The sequence below is a fragment of the Streptomyces himastatinicus ATCC 53653 genome, assembly GCF_000158915.1.
Taxonomy (GTDB): domain Bacteria; phylum Actinomycetota; class Actinomycetes; order Streptomycetales; family Streptomycetaceae; genus Streptomyces; species Streptomyces himastatinicus.
This window is the reverse complement of record NZ_GG657754.1, coordinates 882,840-899,563: the sequence shown is the minus strand read 5'-3', so window position 1 is coordinate 899,563 and position 16,724 is coordinate 882,840. Positions and strand designations below refer to the sequence as shown.

Here is a 16,724-nt window from a genome sequence, read left to right as displayed (position 1 = left end):
GTCGCCGAGTTGAGATCCGGCCAGCGCAGCCGCGCGATGCTGCTGTTGCGGGCGCTGGTCGAGGTGGCCGCCACGCATCCCGCCCTGCCCGGTCCGCTGCCCCCCGCCGGGGAGGCCTGGCGGCTGCTGATACGCGCCGAGCGCCGCTCCCCGGCCGCCGTGGAGGGGCTGTTGCTGCATCCGCAGACGGGGGTGTGGCTCAGCCGGTGCCTGCGGCAGTTGCGCGGCCAGGAACCGGCGGACGCGCCGCTGTGGAGCGAGACCGGCTATCTGTACGCGGTGGCGGCCTCGGCCGCCCTCCTCGCGGGCATCGACTTCCGTATCGCGGTCGTGGTGCGCGACGGCGGGGTGATACTGCCCGCGCTGGGATTCGCCCTCGTACCGGAACCCGCTCCGGACCTCGCCGAGGTCGTGCGCACGGCGGAGGGGGCGGCGGTGGTGGTGGCCGGGCCGCATACGGTGCCGCTGCCCGCTTCGGGCTTCGCGGAGGACGCCCCCGGGTGGCTCGGGCTCCGGCGGCTGCACGGCGACCATCGGGAGCACCTCTGCTCGCCGTTCCTCGACGATGTCGACCCCTACCGTGACTTCTTCCGCCGCAGACCGCCGGACCGGCTCACCGACGACGCCTGGAAGCGCTGGCAGGAACGTTTCGCGGGCGCCTGGCGGCTGGTCGCCGAGCAGCGCAACGTGGACCCCTCGGGGGTCGCCGCCTGCGTCGCCTCCGTGGTCCCCGTACCGTACGCGGCCCATCCCGAACCGTTCAGCGCCTCGTCCCCGGAGGCCTACGGCTGTGTCCTGATGAACGGTCCCGTGGACGAACCGGACCTGGCCGCCGCGCTGGTGCACGAGGCCCAGCACATCAAGCTCGGCGCCCTGATGGATCTGGTGCCCCTGATCGAAGGGGGACTGGAGGAGGTCCATCACGCGCCATGGCGGCTGGACCCGCGGCCGCTGCGCGGACTGTTGCAGGGGGTGTACGCGTTCCTGGGCATGACCGGGTTCTGGCAGGACCGCCTGCACCGGGCCGAGGCCGGGCCCGCCCGGGACACCGCCGCGTTCGAGTTCGCCCTCCGCCGGGAACAGACCGCCCACGGGCTGGAGACGCTGCGCACCCACGCCGAACTGACGCCCCTGGGCCAGAGCTTCCTCGATCAGGTGGCGGAGCGGCTGGCCGGCTGGCTCGCGGAGCCGGTCCCGTCCGTACCGCGGCGGCTGGCGGCGGATCTGGTCATCGACCACCGGCTCGTGTACCGCATGCGCCATCTGCGTCCCGAAGCCGCGGGGCTCGCCCGGTGGGTGCGGGCCTGGCGGACGCGCGGTACGCCTCCCCGGGAGCTGCCCCCCGCCTCGGTCGAGCCCGCCGCGGCGGAGACGGTGCCGCGGACGGCCCTCGCCAGGCTCCGGTTCACCGCACCGGAGCGGCTGCGGGCCGGGCAGGACGGCGACGACGCCCCGGACGGAGCTGCCCCGGACGGAGCTGACTTCGCTTGGATCATGGGCGACCGGGCGGCCGCGCTGCGCGGCTACCGCGGCCGCCTGGCCCAGGCCCCGGACGACATCGCGGCCTGGGCGGGGCTCGCCCTCACCCTGCCGGACGGCGCGGCGAGGACGGCGATGCTCCGTGCTCCCGACGTGGTCCTCGCCGTCCACCGCGCGCTGCGGAACTCCGGTGGCGCGGTGCCCGATCCGGTCGCGCTGGCGACCTGGACCGGGACAGCCTTCTGAGGACCGGGGCCCGGGCGGTCAGAAGGCGAGCGCCTCCACATCGCAGTCCGCGCGGATGCCCCGGGCCGCCGCGACCGTGGCCGGGTGATTCGGGCTCAGGACGGCGCGCAACCGGGCGAGGGAGTCGTTGTGCAGCTCCTCGGCGGACCGGCCCTCACCGAGCGCGCGCAGATCCCCGGACAGATTGACCGCGCAGGCGAGCGTGGTCGGGTGGTCCTCGCCCAGCCGCGACCGGCAGGCCGCGAGCGTCTCGGTGTCCAGTGCCCGCGCCTCCTGGTAGTCCGCCAGCGTGTAGTGGTCGCTGGCCAGATTGATCGCGCAGGCCAGGGCGATCGGATGGTCCGCCCCCAGCTGCTCGACCAGCAGGGGCAGCGTCTCCTTGTTGAGCGCGAGCGCCGCCTCGGTCTCTCCCAGCAGCCGCAGGGTGACGGCCAGGTCGACGGCCGCGCTCAGCGCCACCGGGTGCCGTGGCCCGAGGATGGACCGCATGTCGTCCAGGCACTTGCGGCCCAGCTCACGGGCGCCGTCGAGGTCGGCGGTCTGGCGCAGGTCCATGGACAGGTTCAGCGAGGTCGCCGAGATATGGAGATTGGGCTCGCTGTAGCGCAGCCGGTACCGCTCCAGGACCTCCTGGGTGACCTCCAGCGCCCCCTCGTGGTCGCCCGCCTTGCGGCGGGCCACGGCGAGGTTGCGCAAGGCGTAGACGCCGATCGGCGCGTTCTGCGGAAGCAGTCGGCGGACCCGGGCGCAGGTCCGCTCCAGCATGGTGCGGGCGGCGACGTAGTCGCCGCTCTCCCGGACGTCGATCGAGAGATTGGACTCCAGCAGGATCGTCAGCAGCGAGTCCTCCCCCAGGACGACCTCGGCGAGGTTGTGCCCGTTCTCGTCCACCTCGCGGGCGCGTACGTAGTCCCCGGCGGAGCGCAGCGCCAGGGCGTAGTCGTTCGCGGCGGCGATGGTGTACGGGTCCTCGTCGCCGAACAGCCGGATGGTCCGCCGCCAGCGGTCCTCCTCCAGCTGAACGGAGCGCGCGTAATCACCCTGGTAGCGGGCGTCTTTGGCGACCGCTCCGATGGTGACCAGCGTGTTCTCGTGGTCGTCGCCGTCGCGGGCACGCGTCAGCTCGAGCGTCCGGCTGTTGAACTCCCTGGCCCGCTCGAACTGGCCGAGCAGGGTGAGGACATGGCCGAGAGTGCGGGAGATGGCGAGCGTCTCGGGGTTGTCCTCGCCGAGCGCGTCCTGCCACTTCTCGCGTACCCGGCTGCCGAGTTCGAGCGCGCCCTCGTGGTCGCCCCAGACATGGAGGAAGCGGACCAGGTTCCGCACCATCTGCCGCACCCATTTGTCGTCGCAGTCCATCGCGCGGGACGCCCGGACGTGGGACAGCAGGTCCGCGTAGCGGCCCCAGTTGGCGGGCGAGACGTCATTGGGGTCGCCGTAGGCGAGCAGCACATGGGCGCTGTGCCGCATATCGGCCTGCTGCTGCGGGGACATCTGGCCGATCAGCACCGCCTGCACCAGCCGGTGCAGTTCGATGGTGTTGCTGCGGTGATTGATTTTGATCAGGGCGTAACGGTTGATTTCCCGGATCGCATGGCCGAGCTTGATCGGATCCTGGAGTACCTCCGACAGCTCGGGGGAGAGGGAAACACCCCGGATGCCCGAGAACAGCCGCCGGGAGATCGGCTCGGGGGCGAAGAAGGAGCACATCTGGAGCAGTTGCAGCGCGCCCGGATGGTGCTCAGCGAGACGGCGCAGCGACATGTTCCAGGCGGCGGCGACCGGTTCGGGATAGTCGACCGGAACCCCGGCGGCCAGCAGCTCGTTGCGGCGGGTGCTCACGTCCGCCCGCTCGTCCTCGAAGACCTGGAGGTACTCGTCGACCGGCATCCCCGTCTCGCTGAGCCACGCCGCCGCCTGCTCGATCGCCAGCGGCAGGTCGCCCAGGGTCTCGGCGATCCGGTCGGCCTGCTCGTTCGGCAGCTCCGGCCCCCGCCGGAGCAGCAGTTGGATGCTCTCCTCGCGCTCGAAGACATCCACCTCGACGGTCCGGGCGGCCCGCGACCACTGGGCGTTCCGCGAGGTCACCAGGATCCGGCCGGGCCCGCCCGCGGGGAAGAACGGCCGGACCGTCTCCAGCTCCTCCGCGTTGTCGAAGACCAGCAGCCAGTTGCGGCAGGGGCGCCCGGTGCGCAGCGCGTCGAGCACACTGGGCACGGCCGTGTTCGCCTCCATGCCCGCCTTCAGCCCGAGCCGGTCGGCGAGCTGCACCAGCGCCTGGCGGATCTGCTCCGGGTGCTCCGCCGGAATCCACCACACCGCGTCGTAGTCCGCGGCATGCTGATGGACGTACTCCAGGGCGATCTGGGACTTTCCGACCCCGCCGAGACCGTGCAGTGTTTCGGGGAGCACGGCGGCCGTACCTTCGCTGCGCAGTCGCTCGTGAAGCGTGTCGAGCAGCGCCCGCCGTCCGGTGAAGTTGTTGTTCCGGGGCGGCACATTGCCCCAGATGGACGCGGGTTCCCCGGCGCGGCGCTCCTCCACGGCGGGCAGGGACCGGGCAGCGGTCACGGACACGAAGGTTCCTCTCGAATGCTCCCCCGCCGTACCCGGCGTGCCGTGCGCCGGCGGGGATGGTGAATCGTCGGCTTGGGACGACGGACGGGGGCGGGGAGTCATGGAGTCAGTCACGGCAACCTCGGGGACCACATTTCCCCAGTTGGGTACGTCTTCAAAGGGATCCGGGCGGCTTTCGCCCGTGCGGGGGAGCGCTTGGCGCGCGAGGACAAGGGCGCGAAAGGAGCGCGCGCCTTCGAGATAAGGCCCGGAAAGCGCCTGGTAAACCTGTTCCTGAAGGCGTATGTACGGCATGAGGCGCTCGGTGTCGGGCAGATCCCGCACCGGCCCCGAGGGATGGTTGAGCAGATCGCGCAGCAGATGCAGCGGCTTCCAGTGGCGGCCCAGCCGGTCCAGGACACTGCGCAGGGTGTACAGCGACTCGTCCCGTAAACCGGCGGACAGCAGCAGTTCCCGTACCCCGTCGTGGAATTCGTAGCCGATTCCGGTCTCGTCCAGCGGATCGGCGGTGCCGACCTTGCGTAACAGCCCGCCCAGCAGGATTTCGGCCAGATCGCCGGGGCTGCCCTCCGGCTGGTGGATCCCCTGGACGAATTCCATCACGGGAATGTTCAGCGGTGCCGCCGCCAGCCGTGCCGCCAGCCGGAAGGCGCTCGGCGAGGCGGTGGAGCGGAAGCGGAAGACCCGGTCCCAGGCACTGGGTTCCGGCTCCGGATCCCATGGCTCGGCCTGTGCCCCGGGCAGCAGAGCCAGCGTGTCATGGCCACGGTCCGACGGACGGCCCACCAGCCGCGCCCAGTTGCCCAGCCAGCGCGCGTCCAGCTCCAGCACCGGCACCGGCGGTTCGCCGCCCGGCCAGGAGCCGCCGTCGCCCCGCCGCCAGTCAATGTTGGTGGATTCGGGCTCGGGGACCCGCACCCGGACCCGCTCCGGTGCGATCCCCGTGTGCTGCCAGCGGCCCTGGCGCAGTACGTGGAGCACGGCGACCGACGCGCGCCGGGCCCAGCGCCCCAGCGCGCGCTGCGCGCTCTCGTCGCCCCAGGCGGCGCCGATGCCGTCGGTGAGCACCAGCACCGCCCGCTTCCCGCGCGGTGCCATGCCGTCCACCGGGGAGTCGTGGTGGTCCGCGGGCAATGGGTGATCGGTGTTCATCCGGTGCACCCGGACGTTCCGGAAGGCACCCGTCCGCTCCAGTACGGTGACCAGCCGCGCCGCCGTACGCCGCCACACCACCATGGAGCTGCCGCAGTCCAGCACCAGGACCGCGTCCATCCAGCGCTCCTGGACCGGCGCGCACTCCGGCACCCACAGCCCCTCGCGCGCCGCGCGCTCGGCCGTGGCCTCCTCGTCGACCTCCATCTCGACCGGCGAGGGAGCGGTGCGCTTCAGGGGACGCAGTGCCCGGGAGACGGCGCGCTCGGCGACCAGTGGTCCTGCGGCGGTCGGCCGGGGCGCGGGCACCATGACGTCGGTGACCAGCGCCGGTTCCGTCCCGGCCGGATCCTCCGGCACCTCGGGTACCTCGACGAGTTCCACGGGCTGCGGTGCCGAGACGGCTGGTTCGGGCGCGGGCCGCCGCCCGCCGTCGTTCTCCGGCGGCGGTTCGGGGGACCGGTCGCCGGTGGGCGGCGGGGTGTCGGCGCCCGGGGGCGCGGGGAGCGGGCCGGGCGCCGGGCGGCCGGGCCCGCGGTCCGTTTCGGCCTTGCAGACGGCCAGCCAGAAGGCATCGGCGATCTGCTGCCAGTCGAGGTCCCGCGGGCCGTGCTCGCCGGACCTGCCGCCTGGGTCGTGTGTCATGTCGAGCCTGCGGCGTCCAGGCGGTGCCAGACGGCGCGCAGTAGCTCCTCCCACTCGGGTCCCGGAGCCTCGGAACGGGCCGTCACCAGATACACCGCGTTGAGCAACTGGTCGGCGGCGAGCCCGCCTTCGTGACGGCTGCGCTCAAGGAACATGTCGATGAGCTCCCGGGCGCGCGGGTCGTCCGCTCTGCCCAGGTGCGCGGCCACGATCGCGGCGAGCCGGTCGGCGTCCGGGTCGGGCAGCCGCAGCTGGAGACAGCGGCGCAGGAACGCGGGCGGGAACTCCCGTTCCCCGTTGCTGGTGATGACGACCACGGGGAAGGCACGGCAGCGCACCCGGCCCGAGTCGATGACGGTGCTGCGGTCGGGGTCGTCGGTGAGGACCGATACGGCCGGGCGCCGCCTGCGGATGCGCACCAGCTCGGGAATGGAGTACTCCCCGGCCTCGAAGATGTCGAGGAGGTCATTGGGCAGATCGATGTCGCTCTTGTCGAATTCGTCGATGAGCAGGACGCGGGGGAGGCGGTGCGGCAGCATCGCCGTGCCCAGCGGGCCGAGTTGGAGGAAGTCGCCGATGTCCTCCGGTCCGGGTTCGTGACCGTCCTCCTCAGCCGCCTGTCCGGCCGCCGCGGCGTGCACACGGCCGACGGCATCGTAGCCGTAGAGACCGGACCGCAGGGTGGAACGCGTGGTGATCGGCCAGCGCAGCACCCGGCCCAGACCCAGCTCCCGGCTGATGCGGTACGCCAGCGTCGACTTGCCCGTGCCCGGGCGGCCGGTGACCAGCAGCGGGCGCCGCAGGATGAGCGCGGCGTTCACCACGTCCGCCTCCTCGGCCTCCGACCGCAGGCCGAGCGGGGTCGCGCCGAGCCGTCGCGCGGTGTCCTGGATGTCCTCCGGCGGCGCCGGGGGCTCGGTCGGCGGCTCGTCCGGGTCGGATAACGCGCCGTCGGCGCCGTCGTAGCCGTCCGGCGGGCAGGCCGAGACCCCGCCGAAGGTGCGCCAGGGCGGCGGGGGCGGAAGGATGTCCTCCAGGCTGACGTCGTGCAGCGGGCGTCCGGTGCCCTGGTAGATCCACCAGGGGCGCGGAATGCCGGACGGCAGGGGACCGGAGGAGGAGCCGTCGCCACCCGGGATCCGTCCGTTGTGCCGCCGTGCAGGCTCTGCGTCGCTCATCGACTGCCCAACCCCTCGTCCGGCCCCGTCATGCGTCCTTGCGTCTCCACGGGCCGGGTCGGGTCGTCCCAGACGAGCACCACATGCTGCCCCGGGTGATGCTCCCGCTCCGCGGAGTCGATCGTATGGGCGTCCAGACGTAACTTTGTCACGGCTTCGCGGAGCCGTGCCAGGTCCCCGCTGGCCTCGTCCGATTTTTGTCTCAAGTGCTGGACCAACGCCGGATCCCGGCTGGGCCGGCGATCCCATGCCACCAGCGGAATTCCCGCCCGCCAGGCCGCCAGCGCCTCGTACGCGCCCTCACCGGCGCCGCCCGGTGGCGAGTTGAGGATCAGCGCGACGACGTGCGGATCCGCCTGGAGCCGGGCCAGCAGCGCGGCCGGGTCGCCGGAGCGCGGACTGTCCGGATCCTGGCCCTCGACGACCAGCTCCCTGGCGAGTTCGGGCCGTCCGGTGAAGATCTGCCAGCGCTGGTTCCACGGGCGGTGCCAGCGCCTGGTCTGGCTCCGCTCCAGGCTCCGCACCACGACCGGATAGTCCATGCACAGCGGTGTGGCCATCGTGCTGTCCAGCTCCTTGCGCCACAGATGCACCGGCAGATTCAGGTCGTCGGGGCCCAGCAGGAACTCCAGATGAATGCACCGGGCGTCCTTCCACTCCTCCTCCGCCGCGAACACCAGCTCCTGCACGGCCCGTTCGGCGGTGGCGGCGGTGACCTGGGTGACCGGGCCGCGGGCCGGATGCCAGCCGCTCGGGTCGTACTGATGCCAGGACGACAGCTCGTAACGGCCCGGCTCCTCCTGCGGCAGCAGCCGGATCACCAGATACGCGTCGTCCGGCTCGGCCGGGGCGGCGTGCCATTCCTGCTGGCGCAGCGATCTCAGCTGCGAGGTCAGGTCCAGCTCCCGCGCCTGCTCATCGGCCCACGCCCGCAGCGCGTCGGCCCTCCGCAGCGGCTGGGCCGACGCCGCCAGGTACTCCACCAGAGCCAGCCCCGGCGGCAGCCCGTCCGGCCGCGCGTTCATCCGGCTCAGCTCCTCGAAGGCGTGCCAGGGGCCGGTGACCGCCGGGACTTCCTGGAGCGGACCCGCGGCGGCCCGGCACAGCTGGCCCAGATTCCCGAACTCCAGATCCTCCAGCAGCGACCGCAGCCCTCCGGCGGCCGGGGCCGGAAGCACCGGACGGGCCGTCATCTGCTCCACGACCGAATCGAGGTGCTCCATGGCGTCCGTGTCCGGCGCCAGCACCGCGAGCGAGGCGCGCAGCGCGCGCATCATCCGCACGTTCTCCAGACACTCCCGGGCCAGTTCCACCAGGAAGTAGTCCGTGACGCGATGGCCGCGCACCGGGACGGACGTCGTCTCCATTTCCATGGCGACCAGGTCCAGACACAGTGCGCGCGAATCCGGATCCGTCAGACAGCGGAACTCCTTCAACGCCGACACCAAACTGTTGACCGATCTGAGGCCGCCTTCCCGCATGGCCGCCATGCCGTGCCTCCCCCGTACCCGCATCACCGGTCCCCGCCGCCGATGATCCCGCCGGAGACCCTGCCACAGGCAAGCGCCGCCCGCGCGGACTCCGAACAACTTGTATGCCCCGCACGCCCCCGGCGACACCCGCGGGCGCCCCGGTCAGCCCAGGCCCAGTTCCTCGACACGGCGGGCGAGTTCGGCCACCGCCGGGTCGTCCGGGGCCAGCACGTCCAGCACCGACACCAGCTCGCCCAGCGCCCGGTGCGCCTCGCAGGTGCGCAGCAGGGCCAGGGCCTCCGCGCGGCTCGCCGACTGGCGGCCGACCGCGGTGCCGACGGTCGGCAGCTCGTCGAGCAGCTGCTGCCAGCGGGCGGGGGAGGGCAGCCCGGGGACCTCCAGCAACAGGTCCGCGAGACCGCCGAGTTCCCGGACGCCGAGCTTGCGGCGGCGCCCGGGCGGGCGCGCCGGGCGCCGCCTCCGCGCCCGGGAGCCGCCCGATCAGTTCGAAGGCGAAGGCGGCCGCGTGCCGGGAGGCGACCGGCTGCCAGCGCTCGTCGTGCGCCTCGCCCTTGTCGCCCAGCAGATCGGAGACGCCCCGGATCACCAGCGCGTCGAGCTGCTGGTTGACGTACGCGCCCGCGAGGAAGCCGAAGCCCTCCATGTCCACCGCGATCGCGTCCCCGGCGACGGCCGCGAGCCGCAGGCCCACGTCGGAGCGTTCGTGCCCCACCACCCGGCCGCCCGCCGCGATCGGCTTGACCAGGGCGCGCGGGCGCGGCGCGGTGGCGTCGGGCAGGATCCGCCGCTGCCACTCGTCGGCCGCGGCGACGTTACGGGCCAGCTGCACCAGCCCGTAGCCGGACTGATGGGTCCTGTGCCGGGGAAGGAACCCGGACTCGGTGTCCTTGCCGGTCTCGTAGTCGTACACCGCCTCGGCCGCCACCACATCGCCGAGCGCGACGTCCTTGACGCCGCCCGCCACCCCGACGAACAGCACGGCCCGCGGTGCGAAGAGCGCCGCCGCCCGCTCGACCAGCGCCGCCGCGCCCGGGTTTCCCGGGCCCGTCATATGGATCGCCACCCGCCGCCCGCCGGGCCGGGCCCCGGACCGGAAGACGCCCGTCTCGAACAGTGAGCCGCGCTCCGCCCGGACGGGACGCGGATCCTCCAGATGCGCTCGTACGGCCCGGTACTCGATCTCCAGCGCGGTCAGGACGACGACGTCCGCCCGCCCCGTGCCCCCGGTGTCGCCAGCCCCCACGGTTCCCCCCTCGACCGACCCTCAACGACTCTGCACGACATGAACACGACCGTGCTGAAAACCCTACGTCGAACACAAGACCTCTCTGTCCGCCCTCCGTTGAGCGGTGGACAATCGGGGAATTCGCTTCCGGGTCAAGGAGGACGGGATGAACGCACGCCTCATGCGCGCCGCGCTGGTTGCCGGGACGGTCGTCGTGACCACGCTGGGCACCTCCACACAGGCCCAGGCGCTGCCCGCGTGCGCGAGCAACGCGATCTGCCTGTGGCGGTTCCAGGACGGGACGGGCGACCTCTACACCTGGCGGGGCGGCTACGTGGACCTGCCCAGCCGGTTCGTGGACCACGTGGGTTCCTTCCGGGCCAACAGGACCGGCGCCTTCATCGACTGGGCCACGGGCAAGGAATGCCGTTCGGTCCGCAAGGGCGACTACGCCAGCAACTACAGCGGCCGGTTCGGCTCGAAGATCGACGCGGTGGGCGACACCTGCTGAGCGCCCGGTGGCCCGATCCCGGGCGGGGTTACGAAAGCGTCCCCACCAGTCGGTCGAGGAAGCGCGGGAAGTCGGCGTCGGCGGCCACCTCGATGGTCGGAAGGTGGTCCCAGGCGAAGTGTTCGCGGGCGTCCACGATGGTCTGGCCCAGGGCCAGCTCACTCCTGGTCTCGACGTCGACCCGCAGATCGACCAGGTCGAAGAGGTCCGGCTCCAGGACCGCCGCGACCGCGAGCGAGTCGATCAGTCCGCAGTAGTCGCCGAAGCCCCCGGTCGCGTACGAACGCGCGGACGTCGAGCAGGACCGCGGCCTCGGGAGTGGACGATGCGGCGAGCGCGGCGAGGTGGGCGGCGCCGAGATCGAGCTCCGGGCGGGTCGCCACGTCGAGGCCGATGGCGGTCAGCCGGAAACCGGCGTGGAAGACGGCGCGGGCCGCCTCGGGGTCGACATAGACGTTCCACTCGCTCACCGGGTTGTCGCCGGTCGCCCGCCGGCCGCCCCAGGGGCCGATGCCGAAGGAGCCGCCGATGATGACCAGGCGCCGCACCAGCCGGGGCAGCTCGGGCTCGCGCATCAGGGCCAGCGCGATGTTGGTCAGCGGCGCGAGCGCGATGACGGTCAGCTCTCCCGGATGCTCCCGCGCGAGGTCGACGATGACGTCGGGAGCGAAGCGCGGATCCAGGGGCGCGGTCGGGGCGGGCAGCCCGGTGTTGGCCAGTCCGTCGTCGCCGTGCGAGAAGGGATCGCGGGGGTAGGGGCGCACGAGCGGAGCCAGCGGGCCCTGGGCGACGGGGATGTCGGCCCGGCCCGCCAGCGCGAGGATCTTGCGTGCGTTCGCCGAGGTTCGATCCGCGGTGAGGTTGCCCGACACCGCGGTGACCGCCCGCAGGCCGAGGCCCGATCGCAGCGCGAACATGATGGCCACGGCATCGTCGATGCCGGGGTCGGTGTCGATGAGCACGGGAGTGGTCACGCGAGGCCTCCGAGAAGTGTCACGGTTGGCGCACACGGCCTGCGGCGGTTCAGACAGCTGGTCGTATTGAAGTCAGTACGTTAAGGCTGCCCGCGGGGGCGGTCAAGGCTGAGCGGGCTCGGCCGGTGCCCCCTGCTCGGCGTGGTAGATGAAGCGGAAGCGCACCCGTCCGCCCACCCAGGACGTCCTGGAGACGTCGATGACGTCGCCGTTCTCGCGGCGGCTGAGCGCGACGACGACGAAGAGGGGGGTGTCGGCGGGGACGCCCAGCAACTGGGCCTCGGCGGGGGCCGCATGCGTCGACTCGACCGAATTGTCGACCTGGGCGGGGTGTATCCCGTACCGCTCGCCCAGGGTGAGCGAGAGCGAGCCGTCCATCAGCGGCTCCTTCGACAGACCGGGGGCCAGCCCCGCGGGAACCCAGGACTCGGTCAGGCCGATCGGCACGGCATCGACGATCTGAAGCCTTCTGAGGTAGACGAGTTCGCCCGTCCCCGCGGCGTCCGGGAAGCGCCTCGCCAGGTCGGCGGGAAGGCTCTCGTGCACGGCCGCGCCGAGTTGGCGGGAGAGGGCGTCGTGCCCCTCGGCGCGCAGGCGGTCGGACCAGCGCGCGCTGAGGGTGAGGTCGTGCTGGACGACGCTGCTCCGGGGGGACGCGAAGGTGCCGACCCCCTGGCGCCGCTCCACGTACCCCTCGGCGGCCAGGTTGCTCAGGGCCTGCCGGATGGTGATCCGGCTGACGTCGAAGCCCGTGGCCAACTCCTGCTCGGAGGGCAGCCGTTCGCCGTCGCCGAGGACGCCGGTGTCCATCTGGCGGCGGAGGATCTGCGCCACCTGGGCCCACGCGGGTACGGGGGAAGATCGGTCGACACGTTCGGACGCCAGCATCTCGGTCGCTCCCATCGGAAAGGACACAGCCCCCGTAATTCAGCCCCGCCACCTTAGTCATCTTCACATCATGACAACAAGCGTTCCCGGGGGTGGGGAGGTGCTTCGGCGGGCGTCCGAGGCGCTGGTCCGCGCGGGAAACGAGGGCCGTCCGACCCTTGACGGCCGTCGTACGTCTGCTTAAGGTACTGACCTTAATACAACCAGTCGTCCTGATGCGGTGGCGATGTTCCGCCGCGGGACCCGCGTCCGCCCGTCGTCGACGCTGCGGCGGATCACACTCCGGCCGAGGCCCCGTGCTGTCCGGCCCCTCTCCCTCCCCTCTCGGTGTGCGCAGTCCCCTCGTTTCGGAGGTCAGGATGCCCGTGGTCGTCAAGTGGCGGTACGCGCTGGTGATGACCAGCGCGCTCGCGCTGGCTGTCAGCGGCTGCTCGTCCGGCTCGAGCGACAGCTCGTCGGCCGGCGGCCGGAAGAATCTCCAATTCTGGTTCTGGGGCGCGCCTCCGGCGCACCAGGCCGCCATGAAGAAGATCCTGGTGAACGGCTTCAACGCGTCCCAGAGCAAGTACCGGCTCTCGGTCACCTTCAACAACAACGTGGATCAGAACGTGCAGGTCGCCCTGACCGCCAACCGGGGACCCGACATCGTCTACGGATCCGGACCGGCCTTCGCCGCGGCCTACGTCGGCAAGGGCAAGCTGGCCAATATGGACCCCTACGCCAAGAAGTACGGCTGGAAGAGCCGTCTCCTCGGGCCGATGTACGAATCGGGGACCGTCGGCGGAAAGCTCTACTCGCTGCCCAATTCGCTCAACACCCTGGGAATCTTCTACAACAAGAAGGTCCTGGCCAAGCTCAAGGAGCCGGTCCCGAAGACCTTCGCTCAGCTGACGTCGGTCATGGACAAGGCCAAGGCCGCCGGACTGTACGCCTCCGTCACCGGGAACAAGGGATGGAAGCCGGTCAACGAGAACTATTCCTCGATCTTCCTGACGCATGACGCCGGACCGTCCGTGATCCAGCGGGCGCTGACCGGAAAGATCCCCTGGACCTCGCCGCAGATCGTGAAGGCGGTTCAGGACTCCGCCGACTTCTACAAGAAGGGGTATCTGGCGGGCAAGGATTACAACAACCTCAACTTCACGGACTCCATGCAGCTGCTGAAGGACGAGAAGTCGCCCTTCTTCATCGGTCCCTCGCTCGCCTTCCAGTTCGCGACGGACTACTTCAACGACGCGAACGGAAACGTCGACGATCTCGGATTCACGTCCTTCCCGAACGTGAACAAGAGCCTCGCGTCCCCGCTGTACACCCTCGGGACGACCGCCTCGCTGTCGATCAACGCCCACTCGCCGAACAAGGACGGTGCGGCAGAGGTCATCAACTACATGCTGAGCCCGTCGTACGCGAAGCAAATGACCAAGGTGTGGCCGGGGTACTGGGGCGTCCCGCTGAAGAAGTTCGATGCCGATCCGGGCGACTTCTCGGGGTTGTCGAAGCAGTATGTGACCGCCATCCAGAACATGATCAACACTGTGAACCAGGGAAACTTCGGGTACTTCACCGCGACGTTCTTCCCACCCGCCACCGAGCAGGCGCTGGTCAACATCGACTCCGTCTGGCTGGGCAAGACCTCCGCGCGGACATTCCTGGACGGCGTGGAGAGCACCTTCAAGACCGAACTCGACAAGAAGCTCGTGCCGCCGATCCCGCAGCAGAAGTGACGTGGCGGCGAAGATGCCCGCAACCGAGGCGGCGGCCCGGCCTCCGCGCCGTATCGCGGCGCGGAGGCCGGACACCGGCGCCACCGCGGGGCGGCGACGGGCCCGGCCCCGCCGCCGGTCCACGCTCACCTCGTACCTGCTCGTGGCACCGGCCGTGCTGCTGTCGGCGCTGGTGGTGGTCGTCCCCGGGGTCCTCACCGCCGTCGCCGCCTTCACCGACTGGGACGGCATCGGACTCAAGGCCCGCTGGATCGGCTTCGCGAACTTCTCCTCGATCCTCCGCGATCCCGTCTTCACCACCGCCCTCGGCAACAACATCCGGTGGATGCTGCTCTTCCTGACGATTCCGGTGGCGATCGGGCTGCTCACCGCCCTCCTGCTGCTGACCCGGCCCCGGTCGAGGACCCTCTACCAGGTCATCTTTCTCGTGCCCTACGTCCTCGCCCCGATCACCAACGCCATTCTCTGGCTGAACATCGTCTACAACCCGCTGTCGGGCGTGGTCGGCTACGCCAATCACCACGGACTGAACCTCGGCGAACCGCTGTCGGGCCTGCACACGGCCATTTACGCCGTCGCGGCCGTCGACATCTGGCACTTCTGGGGATTCCTCACCGTCATCTATCTGGCTGCTCTCCGGCAGACGCCCGTCGAACAGGTCGAGGCGGCGCTCGTGGAGGGGGCCAACGGCTGGCAGCTCTTCCGCTACGTCTACCTTCCCGGCATCAAATCGACCCTCCAGCTCATGTGGGTCATGATCATTATTTTCTCGTTCCTCGCGTTCGACTATGTGTGGCTGATGACCCAGGGCGGCCCCGCCCACGCGACGGAAATGCTCAGCACCTACGCCTACAGCTTCGCCTTCGCGAGCTTCCAGTTCGGCAAGGCGGCCGCCGTCGGGCTCATCATGAGCCTCTTCGGCCTCATCTCGTCGTTCCTCTACACCTGGCTGAGCCGGAAGGACCTGAACGCATGAGAGGCCACGCGCGACACATCACCGCCGTGTGCGGCCATGTGCTCCTGCTCGCCTTCGGGGCCACCGCCCTCTTCCCCCTGCTGCTGGTGCTGGTCAACAGCTTCAAGGACTCCTCCGCGGTGACCGCGAACCCGCTGTCCCTGCCGACCGGCCTGAATTTCGAGAACTTCCGCCAGGCATGGTCCTACGGCCACTTCCAGCGCGGCTTCATCAACAGCTTCATCCTGACCTTCACGGCGGTCCTCGTCGTCCTCGTCTGTTCATCGCTCGCCGGATATGTGCTGGCCGGGAAGAAGATCCGGATCTGGCCCGCCGTAATGATCTACTTCATGGTCTCGATGACGGTGCCGATCCAGCTGTTCCTGTTCCCGCTGTACTTCGGCTTCTCCCGACTCCACCTGCTGGGCAATGTGGCCGCGGTGGGAGTGGTGATCGCCGCCATCAACATGCCCCTGGCCGTCTTCCTGATGCGCACCTTCTTCCTGAAGGTCCCGAAAGAAGTGGAAGAAGCGGCGCTGGTCGACGGCGCGAACACCTTCCAGCTGCTGCGCTCGGTCATCCTGCCCGTCGTTTCGCCCGGCCTCGTCACCGTCGCCACCATCGTCGGACTGATGGCGTGGAACGAATTCCTCATCACGTCCACCTTCCTCCAGGGCGACTCCAGCATGACCGCGACGCTGGGATACCTGTCGATGAACGGCACGTTCTCCACCAACCAGGGCGTGATGATGGCCGGCGCCGTCATCCTGGTGGGACCCATCATCGTGATCTTCGTGATGCTCCAGCGCTACTTCGTCGACGGTTTCGTCAGCGGGTCGGTGAAGGGATGACCGCCACCGGCACGCGGGCCGCCGACTACGCCGAAGCCGTCTACGCGGGCGTCCTCGGCAAGATCATCGGGGTGTACCTGGGCCGTCCGGTCGAAGGATGGCCGTACGAGGACATCCGGAGCCGGTTCGGCGACGTGGCGTACTACGTCAACGCGGACCTCGGCCTGCCGCTGATCGTCGCCGACGACGACATCTCCGGCACCTTCGCCTTCTTCCGCGCCGTCACCGATCACGACCAGGGCCACGACCACGCCCCCGGTCCCACCGCCGAGCAGATCGGCGACACCTGGCTCAACTACATCGTCGAGCGCCGGACGATCCTGTGGTGGGGCGGCCTGGGACGGTCCACCGAGCACACCGCCTACCTCCGCCTGCGCGCCGGAGTCACCGCGCCCGCCAGCGGATCCGCCCGGCTCAACGGGCGCACGCTCTCCGAACAGGTCGGGGCGCAGATCTTCAGCGACGCGTTCTCGATGATGCACCCGGGCGATCCCGAACGGGCCGCGGCGGCGGTGCGAGCGGCGGCCTCGGTCAGCCACGACGGCAGCGCGGTCGAGGCCGCCGCGTTCCTCGGCGCGATGCGGGCCCTGGCCTTCGACGTCGCGGACCTCGCGGACCTCATCGACCGGTGCCGCGGCCTCGTCACCTCCCCGCTGCTCCAGCGCGTCATCGACGACGTCGTCGCGCTCTGCGCGAAGGAGAACGACTGGCGGGCCGTCCGCGACACCATCGACCGGCGCCACGGCTACCGGCACTACCCCGGGCCCTGCCATGTGGTGCCCAACCACGCCCTGACCCTGGCCGCGCTGCTGCTCGGCGGGGACGA

Annotated in this window: 11 protein-coding genes and 2 pseudogenes; 6 read left to right on the top strand and 7 right to left on the bottom strand. The window is 70.8% G+C overall.

Translation table 11 applies throughout. From position 1 onward, the window contains the following. Positions 1–9: 9 nt before the first annotated feature. Positions 10–1,725 carry an HEXXH motif domain-containing protein gene (locus SSOG_RS03115; protein WP_245606210.1) on the top strand — a complete coding sequence of 572 codons (1,716 nt, stop codon included), beginning with the start codon at positions 10–12 and terminating at the stop codon, positions 1,723–1,725. 18 nt (positions 1,726–1,743) lie between these two features. On the opposite strand, the gene fxsT is transcribed toward SSOG_RS03115, so the two are convergent. From fxsT to SSOG_RS58305, 5 genes and pseudogenes are all read right to left on the bottom strand, one after another. After that, positions 1,744–6,099: an FxSxx-COOH system tetratricopeptide repeat protein gene (gene fxsT / locus SSOG_RS03110; RefSeq protein WP_039936444.1), complete on the bottom strand. Its 4,356-nt coding sequence runs from the start codon at positions 6,097–6,099 to the stop codon at positions 1,744–1,746. Further along, entirely contained in the window at positions 6,096–7,277 is a 1,182-nt protein-coding gene (locus SSOG_RS03105; RefSeq protein ID WP_050799748.1) for an AAA family ATPase, read from the bottom strand. The genes fxsT and SSOG_RS03105 overlap by 4 nt, the downstream gene beginning before the upstream one ends. After that, positions 7,274–8,767: a VMAP-C domain-containing protein gene (locus tag SSOG_RS03100; protein ID WP_039936440.1), complete on the bottom strand. Its 1,494-nt coding sequence runs from the start codon at positions 8,765–8,767 to the stop codon at positions 7,274–7,276. Before SSOG_RS03100 ends, SSOG_RS03105 begins: the two co-directional genes overlap by 4 nt. 144 nt (positions 8,768–8,911) lie before the next feature. After that, positions 8,912–9,154 (bottom strand): effector-associated domain 2-containing protein, encoded by a 243-nt coding sequence (locus tag SSOG_RS03095; protein WP_009712746.1) that lies wholly within the window; start codon positions 9,152–9,154, stop codon positions 8,912–8,914. Between the two features lie 169 nt (positions 9,155–9,323). Further along, positions 9,324–10,013: pseudogene (locus SSOG_RS58305) on the bottom strand (5'-methylthioadenosine/S-adenosylhomocysteine nucleosidase family protein); the annotation flags it as partial. Positions 10,014–10,161: 148 nt separating this feature from the next. Here SSOG_RS58305 and SSOG_RS03085 point away from each other — a divergent pair. Then, complete coding sequence (locus tag SSOG_RS03085; protein WP_039936435.1) at positions 10,162–10,506, top strand: hypothetical protein; 345 nt, start codon at positions 10,162–10,164, stop codon at positions 10,504–10,506. A 28-nt stretch (positions 10,507–10,534) separates the two neighbouring features. Here the strand turns inward: SSOG_RS03085 and SSOG_RS03080 are convergent. Next, positions 10,535–11,423, bottom strand: a pseudogene (locus SSOG_RS03080) (nucleoside hydrolase). Between the two features lie 159 nt (positions 11,424–11,582). Then, positions 11,583–12,368, bottom strand: a complete 786-nt coding sequence (locus SSOG_RS03075; RefSeq protein ID WP_167542462.1) for a GntR family transcriptional regulator — start codon at positions 12,366–12,368, stop codon at positions 11,583–11,585. Between the two features lie 359 nt (positions 12,369–12,727). Here SSOG_RS03075 and SSOG_RS03070 point away from each other — a divergent pair, with 359 nt between their 5' ends. The 4 genes from SSOG_RS03070 to SSOG_RS03055 all read left to right on the top strand — a co-directional run. Continuing rightward, positions 12,728–14,092: an ABC transporter substrate-binding protein gene (locus SSOG_RS03070; RefSeq protein WP_039936432.1), complete on the top strand. Its 1,365-nt coding sequence runs from the start codon at positions 12,728–12,730 to the stop codon at positions 14,090–14,092. 13 nt (positions 14,093–14,105) lie between these two features. Then, positions 14,106–15,068: a carbohydrate ABC transporter permease gene (locus SSOG_RS03065; RefSeq protein ID WP_106516584.1), complete on the top strand. Its 963-nt coding sequence runs from the start codon at positions 14,106–14,108 to the stop codon at positions 15,066–15,068. Next, on the top strand, positions 15,065–15,898 hold the full coding sequence (locus SSOG_RS03060; RefSeq protein ID WP_009712739.1) for a carbohydrate ABC transporter permease: 834 nt from the start codon (positions 15,065–15,067) through the stop codon (positions 15,896–15,898). The genes SSOG_RS03065 and SSOG_RS03060 overlap by 4 nt, the downstream gene beginning before the upstream one ends. Continuing rightward, positions 15,895–16,724 (top strand): ADP-ribosylglycohydrolase family protein (locus SSOG_RS03055; protein ID WP_039936430.1); only part of this gene is annotated, 830 nt, incomplete at its 3' end. The genes SSOG_RS03060 and SSOG_RS03055, both read left to right, overlap by 4 nt.